Source organism: Nitrosopumilaceae archaeon AB1(1) (assembly GCA_033471095.1).
In the GTDB taxonomy this organism is placed as follows: domain Archaea; phylum Thermoproteota; class Nitrososphaeria; order Nitrososphaerales; family Nitrosopumilaceae; genus Nitrosoabyssus; species Nitrosoabyssus spongiisocia.
Window position 1 is genome coordinate 1,000,757 of record CP136752.1, and the last position, 17,866, is coordinate 1,018,622.

The 17,866-nt window shown below is 39.6% G+C and carries 11 protein-coding genes and 1 rRNA gene; 8 read left to right on the top strand and 4 right to left on the bottom strand.

What is annotated here, in order from left to right:
• The first annotated feature begins 149 nt into the window (after nt 1–149).
• Nucleotides 150–3,150: ribosomal RNA gene (locus R1F52_05930) — 23S ribosomal RNA — on the top strand.
• A gap of 60 nt (nt 3,151–3,210) precedes the next feature.
• Here the strand turns inward: R1F52_05930 and R1F52_05935 are convergent.
• From R1F52_05935 to R1F52_05945, 3 genes are read right to left on the bottom strand one after another with little or no spacing between them, the layout of a single operon-like run.
• Nucleotides 3,211–4,428: a hypothetical protein gene (locus tag R1F52_05935; GenBank protein WOV92647.1), complete on the bottom strand. Its 1,218-nt coding sequence runs from the start codon at nt 4,426–4,428 to the stop codon at nt 3,211–3,213.
• Nucleotides 4,391–5,779 (bottom strand): hypothetical protein, encoded by a 1,389-nt coding sequence (locus tag R1F52_05940; protein WOV92648.1) that lies wholly within the window; start codon nt 5,777–5,779, stop codon nt 4,391–4,393. The genes R1F52_05935 and R1F52_05940 overlap by 38 nt, the downstream gene beginning before the upstream one ends.
• A gap of 33 nt (nt 5,780–5,812) precedes the next feature.
• Nucleotides 5,813–6,205 carry a nuclear transport factor 2 family protein gene (locus R1F52_05945; protein ID WOV92649.1) on the bottom strand — a complete coding sequence of 131 codons (393 nt, stop codon included), beginning with the start codon at nt 6,203–6,205 and terminating at the stop codon, nt 5,813–5,815.
• A 102-nt stretch (nt 6,206–6,307) separates the two neighbouring features.
• Here R1F52_05945 and R1F52_05950 point away from each other — a divergent pair, with 102 nt between their 5' ends.
• The 7 genes from R1F52_05950 to R1F52_05980 are packed head-to-tail and all read left to right on the top strand — an operon-like array spanning nt 6,308 to nt 16,562.
• Complete coding sequence (locus R1F52_05950; protein ID WOV92650.1) at nt 6,308–8,458, top strand: FTR1 family protein; 2,151 nt, start codon at nt 6,308–6,310, stop codon at nt 8,456–8,458.
• Nucleotides 8,439–10,562, top strand: a complete 2,124-nt coding sequence (locus R1F52_05955) for a hydantoinase/oxoprolinase family protein (GenBank protein WOV92651.1) — start codon at nt 8,439–8,441, stop codon at nt 10,560–10,562. Before R1F52_05950 ends, R1F52_05955 begins: the two co-directional genes overlap by 20 nt.
• A gap of 55 nt (nt 10,563–10,617) precedes the next feature.
• On the top strand, nt 10,618–11,799 hold the full coding sequence (locus R1F52_05960; GenBank protein WOV92652.1) for a PEFG-CTERM sorting domain-containing protein: 1,182 nt from the start codon (nt 10,618–10,620) through the stop codon (nt 11,797–11,799).
• A 58-nt stretch (nt 11,800–11,857) separates the two neighbouring features.
• On the top strand, nt 11,858–13,543 hold the full coding sequence (gene ilvB, locus R1F52_05965) for a biosynthetic-type acetolactate synthase large subunit (GenBank protein WOV92653.1): 1,686 nt from the start codon (nt 11,858–11,860) through the stop codon (nt 13,541–13,543).
• Between the two features lie 6 nt (nt 13,544–13,549).
• Complete coding sequence (ilvN, locus tag R1F52_05970; protein ID WOV92654.1) at nt 13,550–14,032, top strand: acetolactate synthase small subunit; 483 nt, start codon at nt 13,550–13,552, stop codon at nt 14,030–14,032.
• Nucleotides 14,029–15,540 carry a 2-isopropylmalate synthase gene (locus R1F52_05975; GenBank protein WOV92655.1) on the top strand — a complete coding sequence of 504 codons (1,512 nt, stop codon included), beginning with the start codon at nt 14,029–14,031 and terminating at the stop codon, nt 15,538–15,540. The genes ilvN and R1F52_05975 overlap by 4 nt, the downstream gene beginning before the upstream one ends.
• Nucleotides 15,537–16,562 carry an isocitrate/isopropylmalate dehydrogenase family protein gene (locus tag R1F52_05980; protein WOV92656.1) on the top strand — a complete coding sequence of 342 codons (1,026 nt, stop codon included), beginning with the start codon at nt 15,537–15,539 and terminating at the stop codon, nt 16,560–16,562. The genes R1F52_05975 and R1F52_05980 overlap by 4 nt, the downstream gene beginning before the upstream one ends.
• Here the strand turns inward: R1F52_05980 and aspS are convergent.
• A complete protein-coding gene (gene aspS, locus R1F52_05985; GenBank protein ID WOV92657.1) occupies nt 16,551–17,831 on the bottom strand; it encodes an aspartate--tRNA(Asn) ligase in 1,281 nt (426 codons plus the stop codon). The genes R1F52_05980 and aspS overlap by 12 nt on opposite strands.
• Nucleotides 17,832–17,866: the final 35 nt, after the last annotated feature.

The window sequence follows — 17,866 nt, forward strand, 5'->3', positions numbered from 1 at the left end:
TTTAAAACGGAAAATGCGGATGCGCATAATCTTTACAACCATCAAATGCAATGCATTACGTCAAGTAATGTATGAAGGATGTAGCAGACGTCTCTAACCCTAGAGATTTATGCAATGATCGTCGTGTAGTCGTGTAATATGTGGCTGAATATGCCGGTGTAAAGACGCCAGTAGGAGGATTGCTAGGCTTGAGGAGAGAAGAAGGACGTGGCAAGTTGCGATAAGCTCGGGGTAGGCGCACGCAACCTATGATCCCGAGATGTCCGAATGAGTATCTTATATAATTATGTATACTCCACTGTTTACAGTGGAGATCGAACCATGGGAATTGAAGCATCTTAGTACCATGTGGAAGAGAAATCAATAGAGATTTCCCAAGTAGCGGCGAGCGAAAAGGAAAGAGCCCAAACTGAATCTCTTGTGGTAACACAAGAGAGATGTGGTGTGTGGTGCAACGTAATGATCCCAGAACATAACTAAAATTTTCTGGAATGTGATGGCTTAGAGGGTGATACCCCCGTAAGTGAAATGGTATGGGATTAGGTTGTTACCCGAGTAGTTGTCCTTGACAGTGGGCAACGAATTTAGGTGAAAGTAGCATCTAAGGCTAAATATCTCTCAAGACCGATAGTGAACTAGTACCGTGAGGGAAAACTGAAAAGCCCCCCGGAAGGGGAGTGAAAAGTGCATGAAACCTACTGGTTACAGACGTGCACGGCATGAAAGGTGATTTTTTTAGGCAGGAGGTTCTAGTAATAGAGCTAAATGTTTAGAGGTCAAATCATCAGTGTCGTGCGTTCCGTCTCGAAACACGGGCCAGGGAGCTTATTGTCATGGCGAGCTTAAACCTTTAAAGGTGGAGGCGAAGGGAAACCGAGTTCTCGCAGCATTGTGAGGAGAAGCGTGTGAAAGTGCGTTGAGTCATGGCGGTAAGGCTAGAAGCCAGTCGATCTATTCCTGAGCAAGATGAAGGTGAGCGAAAGCTCGCTGGAGGTCTGTAGCGGTACTAACGTGCAAATTGTTCGTGTGACTTGGGAATAGGGGTCAAAAACCAATCTAGACTGGCGATCGCTAGTTCCAACCGAAGCGTCTCGCAGGGCGTGCTCTGTGGAGATGGCATTTCCGGTAGAGCACTGATAGGTTGGCGCGGGGAGAAATCCCTCACCATCCATTCAAACTCCGAACGGATATGCATTGAAGAAGCAGGGACACGGGTTCGTGTGACGTAAGGTTCACGACCGAGAGGGGTTTAACCCAGACTGAAGTTAAGGTCCCCAAATTTCTGCTAAGTGTCAAGCCAAAGGGTGTGTTTACGCCAAGACAGCAGGGAGGTAAGCTCAGAAGCAGTTATCCTTTAAAAAGTGTGTAACAACTTACCTGCCAAGCGTAGGCGCCCCGAAAATGGACGGGGCTAAAGCAGAATACCGATACTTTAGATAATTACCAAGATGGTAATTCATGGTAGGTTGGCGTAGTGATTGGGTAGAAGCAGGGCGGTGACGTCCTGTGGACCGATTTCTATTGCAGATCCTGGCGGCAGTAACAGCATAGTATGGTGAGAACCCATACCACCGCAAGCGCAAGGGTTTCCAGGCAATGCGCTATCAACCTGGAGTTAGTCGATCCTAAGTGTTGCCTCAACAGAGTAACACGAATGGGAAACTAGTTAATATTCTAGTACCTTGTAAACTGTGTTTGATCCATAAGATTTGCTTTCGGATAGAGATTGTATAACCATCGTTATATCTAACTATTCGAGAATTGGGGAGTGTCGTAATGACGAGAACTGATTCGAGGTAGGAACGTTTCTGCGTCAGTAGAATTTTCTTGAATCCAAGAGACCATGAAAGGTCATATGGTTAGCAGGTTACAAGTCCGTACCAAGATCCGACACAGGTGCGCTGGATTAGAAATCTAAGGTGCTACGGGTATACCGTATGGCGAGGGAATTCGGCAAATTAGTCCTGTAGCTTAGGTATAAGGGATGCCTGCAATTGTCATGAGAAATGGCGATAGCAGGTTGCAATTACAAGGGGGTTCCGACTGTTTAATAAAAACACAGGCGACTGCTAGTCCGAAAGGATTTGTATAGTCGCTGAATCCTGGCCGGTGCTGGTACCTAAAACTTGGGTTCAACCGAGCTAAGGGCCAGTTAACGCCGGGAGTAACTCTGACTCTCTTAAGGTAGCCAAATGCCTTGTCGGGTAAGTTCCGACGCGCATGAATGGAACAACGAGAGCCCCACTGTCCCCGCCTACAACCCGGTGAAGCCACATAAGGTGGACGAACAGTCCATCATCTTCCATCGGGGAGAGAAGACCCCGTGGAGTTTTACTGCAGCTTGTGCTTGTAGTATAGTAAGAATTGCACAGGGTATCTGGTAGCCATGCGCAACATTCTCTGGGATGTTGTGAAGCAACGATGTAACACCAGACTATTTTTGCAGTACTACTTATCTAGTTTATTCTAGAGACATGTGCAGGTGGGCAGTTCGGCTGGGGCGGCACCCCTTTGAAAAGATATCAAAGGGGCCCAAAGTTTAGTTCAAGCGGGTCAGAAATCCGCTGAAGAGGGCAAAGCCAAAAACTAGACTGACTGGATTTCCAAACGCACGGAATTCAGAGACGAAAGTCTGGCTTAGCGATCCTTCGAGTGCCCACTATTGGGGCCCGGAGGTGACAGAAAAATTACCCCAGGGATAACAGGCTCGTCGCGGGCGAGAGCTCCTATCGACCCCGCGGTTTGGTACCTCGATGTCGGCTTTTCCTATCCTGGTCCTGCAGCAGGGGCCAAGGGTGAGGCTGCTCGCCTATTAAAAGGGAACATGAGACTGGGTTTAGACCGTCGTGAGACAGGTCGGTCTCTGCCTGATGGAAGCGTGGATATCTGAGGGGAAGTTGCTCCTAGTACGAGAGGAACAGAGCATCGTGGCCACTGGTTTACCGGTTGTCTGATAAGGCAGGCCGGGCAGCTAAGCCATTTAGGCTAAGTGCTGAAAGCATCTAAGCACGAATCCTATCCCGAGACAAGATATCCTTTCATTAGATGAAGGTTAGCAGTAGAAGACTGCATTGATAGAAAGGTGGTGTAGATCACAAGCTTCGGCGAGTGATGAGCCAGCCTTTACTAATAAACCAACACACCGGTTCAGCCACTTACATAGAGACTACACGACGATTATTTTTAATACCCCTAGCGGACGCTATACACTTATTTGAAACCAGTCAAAATTGTGCCATCATGAATAGTTGTTGTTGCACTTGCAATTGATGTCAAAGTTGTATCTTTTGATGTAATTGGTATTGGAAATCCTTTTACTGGTAGATTTACACGAAGTGAAAACTCAATCATGTCTCCTTGTTTTGCTTGATAAAAAATTGTTTTCTTAACTTGCTCTGGTTGAAATATCAATCGAGCACTTTTTTCTATATTATATTGGTCTTTGAATTTTGAATTTATGCTAATTAGAGGTTTAGATATGACTAATAATGTATGAGTGTCATTATACACCCCATTGACAAATACGTCAACATATACTCTGAGCGATTCTATATTTTGTGACTCCAACTCTTTCACGATTCCAATTGTATCTTTACCCTCAATTACAATTCTCTCCAATTCACTATACGATGAATAACTTATCGGATAGCTATGTGTTTTACAAACTCGTGATTTATCTGAGGTTTGATAAATTTTACAGTATGTCTTTGTATATACATCCCCTACATATGTTCCGTCTAGTGTAAATTCTGCCTCCCCTGATACCTGAGCCTCTACAACTGCCAAGATCATACCGTCTCTCTTTGCTATGTGTATGGCCTCACTAGTAACATCTGATGTAACCTCTACAACACCATGATTTGCCCTTGTTGATATTGTTGATGATTCATGATATATTGGGACTAGTGAATTACTAGTGGGAATACTTGATACCTGTATCTTTACATCAGTTCCCTCAATCCTCATAGATGCGATTTTACCATTCGGTACTATTGGGATCCAGATCGAGTCTGCCGCATCATATGTTTTATCTAAATATGGCAACCTCACATCTCCAATCATCACCCCACTAATACTGGTCTCCACTGGAAATGACAACGTAAGATAGACGTGAGGAATAATTATCATACTATCTGACTCTAGTCTAGTTGTACCTTGATTTACCACATCCAACAGTATGGTATTAAAATCGCCAACATACCCAAATGGATCCTCAAATAACTCCAACATACTATATCCGACATTATCTGCGTGTAATGTAATCTGGGTGTGATCCAGACTAATTTCCCCATTCCCATCTGTCAATCCTCTATTAATTACTATACCCTGATTTACCAATCTGTATGGTATGTGTTCTGGAAGATTTGATATGTGTAAGAGTGCAGATTGACTAATGGATATCTGAATGAATCTGTATGGTATTTCCATTTGGCTCTGCTATGATATAATTAATTGAATTCCCTGATAATGTATACGGTATACTGAAATTTGTACTAGATTCGTATCTAGTATTAATTGGTAAATCATCATAAAATGATGCACTTCCTACTATCTTATACTGATATGGATTTAGACCATGTCTTCCCTCAGTCCACCTAACACTCACACTATTCAATGTATAGTATCCATCCCCATACTCTCCATTTAGTGTGAAACTAGGATTGAATGGCACATTACACCTATAATGATTTATCCATGATTTACATACGCGATCCAGGTCTTCTACAATTCTTATATTATTCATATTACTGAATTTTTTACCAACCTGAATCACTAATACCATATTATACTCATACCATGCATTTGTACAACACTTACCGTAATGTTTTCTTGTTTGAGAAAAAGTCAGTTTAGGGTTTGATACATCAATTAAAAATCCATTACTCTCATCATAAGGTAATGTAGTGATATCATAAACTGATTCGGCTAATCGTATGGTACCGTTTTTTAAATTTCCAACTATTAATAAATCTCTAGATTCGTTATTCAATTTTGTAATAATTACCCCATCTCCACTAAATGTGATCTCTTGATTACTTGTAATGATATTTCCTGCACCATTAATTACTAATGTATCATCATACCCCAACACATTTCTGTCACTCCATCCTGTCTTTAGTAATTGTTTCAATGATGATTCATACACATACTCTGATCCATACTCTTGTATCTGAATTCGTGCAGATGCCTCCTTTATCAGATGGGCAAAATTTGTACCAATAGGTACCCCGACAAAAGGTCGTACTGTATTCTCAATTCCGCTTGCGCCAACCCTGCCAAATATTACACTACCCTCCTCTGATATACTCTGAATCGTAAAACTGGTTCCAAGGCTAGTTGTTCCCTCTTTACCATTAATCCTAAATTTATTGCCACTACTAGTCACGACATATCCGTACGTATCTCCCAAATGATTAATCTCAAACTCTCTTGTCATACCACTTGGAATTATTCCACTATTCACTGGCATAAATGACACATTTGTATTATTTCTACTTGCCCCATCTTGAAACACTCTTCTTGATATGACAACTGTTCCCTCTGCATCTTCTGATAGATAAATCTCCACTAGCGTAATATTGTTAAATGTGGGATTCTTAATTAGTAATGTATCTTGATTAATATCAATCTCTAATAGTTCTGAATTCTTTTTAGATGTATCCTCTATTGCCTGTATAGATGATAATACTAAATTAATGGTATCGTCTTGTAATGATATTATACTGCCAACACTTGTTGCAAATATGGCTGCTAACACCACAAGTGGAATTACATACATACAATGATGTTGTCATTTTTCTTTATAATGAAATTATACACTATTGGATATGTGTATGTGTAAAATCTTCCAAGACTCTTTTTTAACTAGAACGAATGTGGCCCTGCCATTAATATCTACAAATGTACCTGAAAACGTCTTGTTGTCTACCAACATTCCAGTCTGTTTTAAATTGAATGTCACTAGTGCAACATTACCCCATATACTAATTTTCTCATTACTAATCTTATAATTATAATCTGACAGGCTTGCAAAACGTAACTCTTGATAAATGATATTGTTCTCAAAATTCTGCAACTCGAATGGTGGTACATCGCTAAATGTCCCAAATGACTCGTCATCGAGCTGAATATCTTTCAACTTTGTAGTATTCTGGTCTCTGCCTGCCTCAAAATACGATACAATCACATCAAATACCTCTTTCATGATACTCTTCTCTAATACTTGTATAGTATATACTCTATAACCCTATTCTATGATGATATATTGAATTCTTTATTTAAATAATCATAATAAATTTCCATCTTGATGTTAAAGGCAGGATTAATTTTCTTATCTCTGTTCGGTCTTGTCGGTTTTGCGCACGCCGACTCTATTATTGAGGCATACACTCAAGAGATGACAATAGGACTTGAATTGTTAAAACAAAAACATACACTTGAGAGTAGTGATGCGAGTATCTATATTGATTTTATTGCACAGCAGACTGGTGCACGACTCTATGATATCCGTCAGTATACAGATTCTGCAAATGATCTTCACATACTGATACTCAATCTGCACAACACGTCTCCCTCTGACACATCACTACTCATATCTGATATTTATGAAATCCTAGATTCCATAGATACTACTTTTGATGAAAGAGAGGTCGCTGCATATATCTTGTCTACATCTAGTAAGCAGTATCAAAATTATATAATTAATAATAATCCAGAGTCACTATTAATTGCAATATCTTTGGCAGAGTCCTCTCAATCCTATATGAATAGGATCAATCTTGATTCGCGCTCACTTTTAGAATTTAATTCGTTCTACTCTCAACTTGCCGAATCATTAACCAATGAATATGATTCAGATCTTGCCGAAAAATTATTTGTGTCACTTCAAAGAGACATATCTAATACCCAAGTCTCCTCAGAAGACCATACCGTTCTATATCAAAATATTCGTAATCTGTACGACTCTGTTATAAAATCTGTTAATGATGACAACTATCCACTTGCTCAAGAGTATGCCATTGAGGCATATTTGGACAATTTTGAATATCTAGAGCCCTCTATTGAGGCACTAAATGCCACCCTCTTGTACGAATTAGAGATTGACATGCGTGAGAATCTACGTCAAATGATTAAAGAGCGTCAACACCCAGATATGATAGAGTCACTCATCTCTGACATACTCTATAAACTATCCAGTACTGAATCACTAATTATTCCTGTGATGAATGTCATCACAAATGAACCCCCAATACTTGCCGCCATGGGTGATTCCACAAATGAGGAAAAAAATACTGTAAAAGATGAAGTTGATCGTATACGAGATTTACTACAACAACTAGTCACTCAATATGAGAATCAAGATTATGATTCGGCGTATCTGTCTGCAAGAACTGCCTACCTAGAAAGTTATGAATTGATCGAGATACCACTACGTAGTATTGCCCCTGATTTTACACTAGAAGTTGAATATCAATTTGCAGAACTGCGCTCACTAATTAAAGAGCGCGCCGATATTACACAAATTAAAAACGTGATTATTAAATTGCAACATAATCTTGATGAATCCGAAACACTTGTAATTGGAACCGGCACTCTTGCACCACTAATTGTATTTACAAGCTCCTTTGCCATAATATTTCGAGAAGGACTAGAGTCTGTATTGATTCTAGGCGCTATAATGACTTATCTTGAAGCATCAAGGAACACTCGTTTCAAACCATACGTAATTTATGGTGTGGGCCTTGCACTCGCTGCAACTGCAGTAACGTGGTTTGTCGCATCTTTTCTCATTGAAATCTCTGGGGTAAATAGGGAATTAATTGAGGCCATTGCTGCCCTGTCAGCTACTGCTGTTCTATTCTATGTTAGTTTCTGGATATTAAACAAAATTGAGCATAAACGCTGGATGGAATTTATCAAAGCCAAAATGTGGCTTGCAACTTCTAGCGGAGGTGTGGGCATCTTTGTCATGCTGTCATTCTTTACTGTGTATCGAGAAGGATTTGAAACCGTTCTATTCTATCAGGCAATGTCTAGTTTCTCAAAGTATTCTGAATCCTATCTTGTTTTAGGATTAATTGTAGGTCTGATATCATTAATTGGCGTATATTCTCTTATGAGAATGTTGGGTAAACGTCTGCCACTATCTGCATTATTTGGATTGACCATGGGAGTTGGGGCATATTTGTCTGTAGCATTTTTTGGTAACGCTATAAGAGAGTTGCAGATTTTAGACATAATTCCATATACTAGTATGATGGGTATAATTCCTAGACTTGATATCAATATTGCATCTCTTACCGGAATATACCCTACACTTGAAACCGTTCTAGGACAAATTATTCTACTGGCGATATATCTTGTTGGAGTCGTTTATGTCTTAATTCTTAGACCTAGAAAAGACAGACGTCTAGCTTTGATGAGAGTATCGAGGAGAGATGACACTGCGAAGAGTTAGAATTGGCATTGACGTTGGAGGCACATTTACAAAAGCTGTAGCCTTGGATGTAAAGACTGGAGTCATTCTATCAAAGTTTACAGTTCCAACAACACATCAAAGTGCAAACGGTGTATCTGATGGAATTATTCAGGCGTTACGTAATATTATTGATAGCGGTATTGATCCTGCTGAAGTTGGAATCATCTCTCATAGTACAACTCAGGCCATAAACGCACTTTTAGAATCAGATACATCATGCGTTGGTATAATCTCCATGGGTGTATCTGCTGAAAAGCGCTCAATTATTAATAGAACTAATCTATCATCCATTAATGATTCTGCATTCAGTATAGACTCTGTTCATACATTTTTGGATACATCTCATCTCATCACTGAAGATGAGGTGAGTGAAATAATTAGTAATCTGAAGAGTCGTGGTGCACAAGTAATTGTTGCAAGTGAGGCATTCAGTGTTGATGATCCCTCTAATGAGTCATTTGTGATGGATATTGCAAAAAATATGGGAATACCTGCAACTGCTTCACACGAACTCTCAGGTGTGTATGGTCTTGAGATTCGTACTCTGACATCTGCCATTAATGCAAGTGTGCTGCCAAAGACATTTCAAGTTGCCAATTTTGTAGAAAATGCAATATCTCAAACTGGAATTCCCGCACCCCTATTAATCATGAAAGGCGATGGTGGTGCTACTAGTATGGACACGTTTAGAAATAAACCAATACTGACCATTCTGTCAGGTCCTGCAGCTAGCATATCTGGTGCGTTGCTATACCTCAAAGTTGTAGATGGAATATTTATCGAAGTTGGTGGAACAAGTACAAACATTTGTGTGATTAAAGATGGAAAACCCCAATTCAGTTATGTGAGGGTTAATAATTATCCTACATGTATTCGTTCAATGGATGTGCGAATTATGGGAGTTGCAGGAGGCAGCATGATACAATTATTTAAAAATCATATACAAAAGATTGGACCACGTAGCGCTCATATTGCAGGTTTGAAATATTCCTGTTTTGCTGATATAGAGGACATACGTACAGGTAAAATCATAATGGTTCATCCACACGGTGATACAAATGATTATGTCGCCATACAGTGTGATAATTCTACATATGCAATTACAAACACGTGTGCTGCAAATGCACTTGGGCTAATTAGTAATGATGACTATTCTAAATCTAATACAGGCTCTGCGATTCAGACAATGAAAATTCTTGCCAAATTTCTAGACTCTAGTTATACTATAATTGCAATGTCTATACTGCAGACATCCTCATTTGAGATTACAAAAGCCGTTACCCGAATCCTCAAGGATTATTCTCTAAATGCCCACACAACTCGAATTATTGGTGGTGGAGGTGGGGCATCGGTGCTGGCACCATTTGTGGCAAAGCAGTTGGGTATGAGTTTTGAGCTTGCAGAGCACGCCGATGTGATATCATCAATTGGCGTTGCGTTATCAATGCTGCGTGAAGAATTTGAGTATACCTTGAGTAATCCAACATCTGCACAGATAAGTGATATACAAAAACAAGCATACAAAGTAATGACAAGTCGTGGAGCGGTTCCAGAGTCTATAATGATTAGTAGTGATTACATCACTGACAAATCACTGCTTCGGGTAACTGCAGTTGGTAACGTTGCAATGGACAGCTCTGAGACCTCACATAATGTCTTTACAAAACCTCAACTATTAGAAAGAGCAAGTAATCTAAGTCATATTGATCCTCTAATGCTGAAAACTATTTTTGAATCAGAGCATTACACCATTTATACCTCTTTGACTATTCAAAAACGTCTATTTCTCAAAGAGAAGAGAAACGCTGTAATTGTTATTGATAAATTCGGACACTTGAAACATCTTCTTAAACATGCCAAAGTATTTACCGGCACACCTGATTCCATACTGAAACAGTTTGATGTCTTTATGACATCTCTTTCTAGTGATATTGCCCCTCAGACAATTATTGTAGATTCCTTTACAATTACCGACTATTCTAGCATAACATCAAAACAACAACTTGTTGTTGCAGTTAAAGACTATACATCTAAATCAAATGATTTTGTTCTAATTATCCATCTCAATTCTACATTTCTGTAATAGTGTTGTAAAATCAACACATATCTTATAATGACACAAATAATGACTCTAATTGTTGATACAATATCTTTTGCTATTATTCATACCATTGACAGTCAGTGCGTATGCTGATTCCGATTATGTCAACTCTGACAAATTAGAGTTAGCCCTTGTCTTGGATGAATCCCTTGGACACTTTTGGGCAATAGAGTTGAATCTAGATGAATCTAATACTGAACTTGCCCTTGTTCATGCTGCTCACCCTATATCTGAATTATACCCCATCATGAAACCGTATTTGGTAGCAGCAAATCCTCAACTTGATGATGCCATGCGTACAACATTGATTAATATTTCATCACAGATAGGCAAAGACACTACTCTGCTAGACGCACAAGATGCGATAAATGATGGACGTGACATCATTAATAGAGTTAGAGATGCCCTGATCGGTGATTTATCAGATGACGCTCATTTCAAATTAAAAGTGGTAGAGTCTCTTTTGCGTACTAGTATGGTAGAGTATAATGAGGCATATGAGGATGGCATTATAGTTGAGGTTGCAGAATTTCAAGACGGTAGTGCTTTTGTTTGGCGCTCTGAACAAATTATCAATACCATATCCCCTGATGAATATGACGCACATGAATTAGAAGAAATTCTAGAGTATCTAGAGATATCCAGAGAATTAATGAATGATATATCTACACCTGAAATGGTAGAGGCGTCTCTATTTAGAGTGATTTATGAAATTACTGGTCACGAATCTTCAAGTGATAATCTAGATGAATACTTTGAAAACATTTACGAATTATTAGACGATGTTGTAAAGTATCATGAAATAAATCCTGATCTTGCTGTAAAGGCTGCCGCTGTTGCATATATTGACAATTATGAATTCATTGAAGGTCCACTAGACTCTGTTGATTCTATATTAATGGAGGATATTGAAAAATTATTACGCAAAGATTTGAGATCCCTGTTGAAAGAGAATGCTCCAAAAGATGAAATCATTATTAATGTTGATACCATTATATCTAAATTAAATTATGCTCAAACTCTTTTAGAATCTGCTGAAACTATTCAAGAGTATGCTACACTCTCTCCAAAAGAGCAGTATCAGTCTGGTGTGACAAGTAGAGATGTTTTGTGTAATCATGACTTGATTTTAATAATACGCTCCAATGATTTACCTGCATGTGTAACTGAATCTAGTGCACAAATCCTTGTAGAGCGTCAACTTGCAAGTATGCCCTAAGTATTTACTTAAACTCTGTCACTCAATACTTAAAATTAAGGAATCTGTTTTTAAAATTATGGTAGATATGTCTGGCGCAGAAGCGTTGATGCACTCATTAAAGAATGAAGGTGTAAATGAAGTATTTGGACTTCCTGGAGGAGCTAATCTTCCAATGTATGATGAATTATACAAATCTGATATTCGTCACATTCTTGTAAGACATGAACAGTCTGCATCTCACATGGCAGATGGATATGGTCGTGTAAGTAGAAGACCAGGTGTCTGTTTTGCTACCTCTGGTCCCGGTGCCACAAATATTCTAACTGGAATTGCAACAGCACAGGCAGACTCTGCACCAATGGTGGCAATCACAGGTCAGGTACCAGTAGAGATGATAGGAAAAGACGCATTTCAAGAAAGTGATATAATTGGAATGGCAAACCCCTGTGTAAAATACTCTTACCAACCCCGTGATCCTTCTTTGATACCCCAAGTTGTAAAGAATGGATTTTACATTGCCAAATCAGGCAGACCCGGCCCTGTATTAATTGACATACCAAAAGATGTACAACAAAATGTCGCACCAATGACATTTCCAAAAAATCACAATGTCAGGGGATATAATCCATGGATAAAGGCAGATCCTAAAGATATTGAATCTGCTGCCAATCTACTATTATCTGCAAATAAACCAATAATCCTTGCTGGCGGTGGCGTAATCATATCTCAGGCCTTTGCAGAACTCTCCTCAATTGCAGAGATGCTTGTCATACCTGTGGTGACCACATTCAAAGGTAAGGGTTCGTTCTCAGAGAACCATCCACTCTCTCTTGGTCCAATTGGTATGCATGGACATGCAGAGGCGAATAAAATCATGACCGAAGCTGATTGTGTACTTGCCATTGGCACTAGATTCTCTGATCGTTCTGTTGGAACGTTTGAAGAGTTTGAGCGAGATCTTAGTATAATTCACATGGATGTAAATCCTGCTGAAATTGGGAAAAATCAAACAGCGTCTGTTGCCATAGTGGGAGACGTTAAGGATTCTCTACAATCCTTAGCAAAGGTACTGGCTGTCAAAGTAGTAAAAAGACAAGAGACTGAATGGCTCAAACATGTGCAAGAGACAAGAGAGTATTGGCATGAGAATCTAAAGATTCATCCCGGTGAGATGAGCTCACATCATATTTTACACAAACTTCGTGATGTTTTGCCCCCCAATTCTCTAGTTACCACCGAAGTGGGTCAACATCAAATGTGGGCATCGTTATTCTTTGATGTTATATCTCCAGGTACATTTTTCAGCTCTACTGGTCTTGGCACCATGGGTTGGGGATTTCCTGCGGCCATCGGTGCCAAAGTTGCAAGACCAGATGTTCCAGTGGTAGATATTGCCGGCGATGGAAGTTTTAACATGACTGAAAATTCTCTTGCAACTGCTGTACTAGAGGATATTCCGGTAATAGTATTTTTGATAAATAATTATAGTTTGGGCATGGTCGCACAATGGCAACGAACATTTTATGATAGAAGAATGATTGGTGTGGATCAAAAACATTGTCCAGATTATGTCAAACTTGCACAGTCCTATGGAGCTCATGCAATACGTGCCGAATCACTCGATGAGATAGAGAGGGCACTGAAAGATGCACTTAGTAGTGATGTGGCAACTGTAATTGACATTCCAATTGATCCCGAAGAAGACGTTTTACCCTTTGTTGCCCCCGGAACATCCCTTAAGGATATGATCTTACCGTCGTGATTATTCTTGTGGTCAATTTTATCTATTCTAGTTGAAAACAAACCGGGAATTCTCTTCAAAATAACACACATGTTTCGCTCAAGAAATTTCAACATAGACAGTATATCTGTAGGGGTCACAGATGATCCTAATCTGTCTAGAATGACTATAACTACCTATTCTGATGAGAAACAGACAAAGCAGATTGTAAAACAGTTGGATAAAATGATTGATGTATTAGAAGTTGAGCAACTAGATGAACAACGAACATTTTATCGTGAATTGGCAATATTTAAAATTCATATATCAGATGCTAACGCTAGTATGGAGATCAATAAATTGGCAATGACATATGGTGGTAAAGTGCACAACGTTCGCAGCAAATCTGTTATAGTAGAGCTGACTGCAACCCCACATCAGATAAACTCGTTTGAGGATATTGTACGTCCATTTGGAATAATAAATAGTGCTAGAACAGGTGTGGCCGCCGTGGAGAGAAGTACAAGTTGAAAAATATTCGTATATTTGACACGACTCTGCGTGATGGCGAGCAGACACCAGGTGTATCGTTGTCATCTGATCGTAAACTTGCTATTGCAAAGAAACTCGAGGCGCTTGGCGTGGATGCGATAGAGGCAGGTTTTCCACGAGTGACACACGGTGAGATGGAGGCCATCAAACTTATCACGTCTGCGAATCTAGACCTTGACATATGTGGATTGGCACGAGCACACAATGATGATATTGACGCCGTCGTTGAGGCAGGTCTTGACTATGCACACATATTCATCGCAACATCTGACATTCACCTCAAACACAAATTAAAGATCACACAAGAGCAAATGTTGGAGAAAGCCGTGTCTGCGGTAACTTATGCTAAATCTAGAGGACTTGTGGTAGAGTTTTCTGCCGAAGACGCTACACGTACAGACAGGGGATTATTAGATAAAGTGTTCTCTAGTGTTGCTGAGGCAGGCGCTGATAGAATTGATATTCCCGATACTGTTGGATACTCTACCCCAAAGTACATGGGTCAAATTACACAAGACGCTATAAAATCCTCTGGTCTTCCTGTGAGCGTGCACTGTCATGATGACTTTGGTCTTGCAGTTGCAAATTCTATATCCGGTATTCAAAACGGAGCTGTATGTGCACATGTTACCATTAATGGAATAGGTGAGCGTGCAGGCAATACCTCACTTGAAGAATTTGTAATGGCACTTGATTGTTTAGAGTTTGAAGAAAAATATTCTACAAATATTAACAGCAAACTACTTTATGATACATCTAGGTTTGTATCACACTACATGGGTATAGTGGTACAGCCAAACAAGGCCATAGTTGGAGATAATGCATTTGGTCATGAATCTGGAATTCACACTCATGGTGTACTGAATAATCCTTTGACGTACGAGCCAATTAGTCCTGAATTAGTGGGGAGAAAACGCTGGCTTCAGATAGGCAAACACGCAGGACTCCACGGTATGAACGCAATGCTGAGTGAATATGGCATCACTCCGACTAGTGATCAATCCAAAGCAATCCTTGAGGAGGTTAAAAAAATTGCTGATGGTGGAAAACATCTGACCGACGTTGATCTACTTGCCATCACTACCAATGTGATGGGAAGGGATTTGATAAATAATTTTGTTCAATTAAAAGAATTGTCAGTGTCAGCCGGTATGTCTGCAATGCCACATGCCTTTGTAAAATTGATTGTTAATAATAAAGAATTTGTCCACACTGCGTATGGGGTAGGACCAGTAGATGCATCACTTAACGCCATACAAAAAATAATGTCCAAGACCTCACAGGTAAAAATAAAAGACTATGGATTAGCATCCATCTCTGGTGGCTCTGATGCATTATGTGAGGTTACTATCCAAGTTGAAGACTCTGATGGTAACTCTTCTTATGCAAAGGCAGTCGGTGAGGACATCATCACTACTAGCGTCAGAGCAGTAATTGATGGAATTAATCACTTGTCTTTGAAACAAAATCCTCGAGTTGAAAAATGACTTTTAACATATCATTAATTACTGGTGATGGGGTTGGACCGGACCTTGCAGATTCTACAGTTGTAATTTTAAACGCCCTTCAAGATAGTACAAATCTATCATTTAACACAACCCTGCTACCGGCAGGTGATTTGGCACTGTCAAAGTACGGCTCTGCACTTCCACAAGATACACTTGATGCTATACAAAACTCTGATGCGTGTATAAAGGCCCCTGTGGGTGAGAGTGCAAAAGACGTTATTGTACACCTTCGACAAAAATTAAACCTGTATGCAAATATCAGACCTGCAAAATCTTATTCTGGAATGCCCTCTCTATTCCCTAATGTGGATATGGTGATTGTGCGTGAAAACACTGAAGATCTATACACAGGTGCTGAATTTGATATTGACGATGACAGTGCCATTGCCATGCGAATAATCACCTATGCGGCATCCAAGAGAATTGCACAATATGCCTATTCCCTTGCAAGTGGTCGTCGCAATAAAGTTTTATGCGTGCATAAATCTAACGTGTTGAAAAAAACCGATGGTATCTTTATTCGTGCGTGCAAGGATGTATCGGAGACTTTTCCTGACATTCCATTTGAGCAGATGTATGTTGATGCATGTGCAATGAATCTAATTAGAAATCCTGAATCCTTTGATGTGATTGTAACTACAAATATGTTTGGTGATATCCTATCTGATGAATCTTCGCAGGTTGTGGGTGGACTTGGTATGGCACCTGCCGCAAACATTGGTGATAATTTTGCGCTCTTTGAACCTGTCCATGGAGCAGCATTTGATATAGCAGAGGATCATATAGTAAATCCAGACTCTATAATTCTCTCAATTAAGATGATGCTAGAATGGCTTGGCTCAAAGCACGATGATTTAACATCCATAAAAGCTGCCAAACTTTTAGAAGATAATTTACTAGAGACAATTCGCTCCGGAGTATCCACACCTGATATTGGTGGGGGTGCAACTACAAGTGAGTTTACAGAGGCAGTTGCATCTAGGATTCGCTCAGGGAAATAATCTGTCTGCATCTCTGGGGTATAGAATCAACTCTCTGAGATTATCAGTTTTGGTCAGTACCATTAGTAATCTCTCCAATCCCATTCCCCATCCTGAATGCGGTGGCATTCCCCACTCGAATGTCTCTAGATGCTTTGAGAGCTCTTTTGGATTCAGTTGTTGCTCCTCTAGACGTGATTTTATGGTCTTTGCATCATGTAGTCGTGTACCGCCTGAGGACAGACCTAGGTACCCGTACTGTAAATCAAATGATCTGGACAGTGTTGGATCGTCTTTTTTCTCTCTAATGTAGAATGGTTTGAGCTTTAATGGCCAGTCTGTTAGAAAATAAAAACCAGTATGATTACTCCCTAGTATTCGCAGTTGCGAGTCTGTCAAATCATCTCCAAATTTTATCTTCTGCCCACTAGATTCCAACTCTTCTACTGCCTGTGTGTATGTGATCTTTTCAAATGGTACACTTGGTGGTGTGATATTCACACCAATCTGTTCTTGTAATTTGATTGTAGATTTGCTTAAATCCTTGTATAATTCAGTTATTAATTTCTCTAGTAAATTCATGACATCTGTATAATCCATGAATGCTGCCTCTACATCTACACTAGTAAATTCTGCCAAATGTCTTCCTGTGTGTGATTTCTCTGCTCGATAAAATGATGCAATCTCAAATACTCGCTCTAGACCTAATGTCATCTGTTCTTTATACAACTGTGGACTCTGTGCAAGATATGCCTGTTTTCCAAAATATTTTAAATCAAATAAATCTGCTCCGCCCTCACTAGCACTACCAATAATTTTCGGTGTTGTAATCTCTAAAAATAAATTATCAGATAATGTTTTACGCAGAGACTGTAATGTGTAATGACGTATCTTAAATAATGCGCTAATCCTTGGATTTCTCATATCAAGTGCACGTGAGTTTAATCGATTATCTATGTCGCTCTCCAATCTACCTGTGGGATCTATTGGAAGACGTGCAGACGCATGTGATAGTATGTTTATCTCTGATGCGACAATCTCAAATGTAAAATCCCTTGCCCTTGTCTGCTGAACACTACCTGTTATACGTACAACACTCTGACGATTAACTGAATTCATCTCATTATTAATCTCGCCCTTTAGTATGACCTGTGCCCTGCCAGTAGAGTCGTGTAGAATCAGAAATGCCATGTTTTTCATCTTTCTTACATCCTCTATCCATCCACAAACAGTCACATCTCCTGTAGATTCTGTTATTTCACCTAGCGTATGTGTTCGGTTAAATTTCATATATTCATTATTCTATTCTTACATTTAAACTCCGT

Bases quoted from the DNA above. Each gene is read 5' to 3' on its own strand.
- R1F52_05980 (WOV92656.1), top strand. From the start codon at position 15,537: ATGACTTTTAACATATCATTAATTACTGGTGATGGGGTTGGACCGGAC.
- R1F52_05940 (WOV92648.1), bottom strand. From the start codon at position 5,779: ATGTATGTAATTCCACTTGTGGTGTTAGCAGCCATATTTGCAACAAGT.
- R1F52_05950 (WOV92650.1), top strand. From the start codon at position 6,308: ATGTTAAAGGCAGGATTAATTTTCTTATCTCTGTTCGGTCTTGTCGGT.
- R1F52_05945 (WOV92649.1), bottom strand. From the start codon at position 6,205: ATGAAAGAGGTATTTGATGTGATTGTATCGTATTTTGAGGCAGGCAGA.
- R1F52_05935 (WOV92647.1), bottom strand. From the start codon at position 4,428: ATGGAAATACCATACAGATTCATTCAGATATCCATTAGTCAATCTGCA.
- aspS (WOV92657.1), bottom strand. From the start codon at position 17,831: ATGAAATTTAACCGAACACATACGCTAGGTGAAATAACAGAATCTACA.
- ilvB (WOV92653.1), top strand. From the start codon at position 11,858: ATGGTAGATATGTCTGGCGCAGAAGCGTTGATGCACTCATTAAAGAAT.
- R1F52_05955 (WOV92651.1), top strand. From the start codon at position 8,439: ATGACACTGCGAAGAGTTAGAATTGGCATTGACGTTGGAGGCACATTT.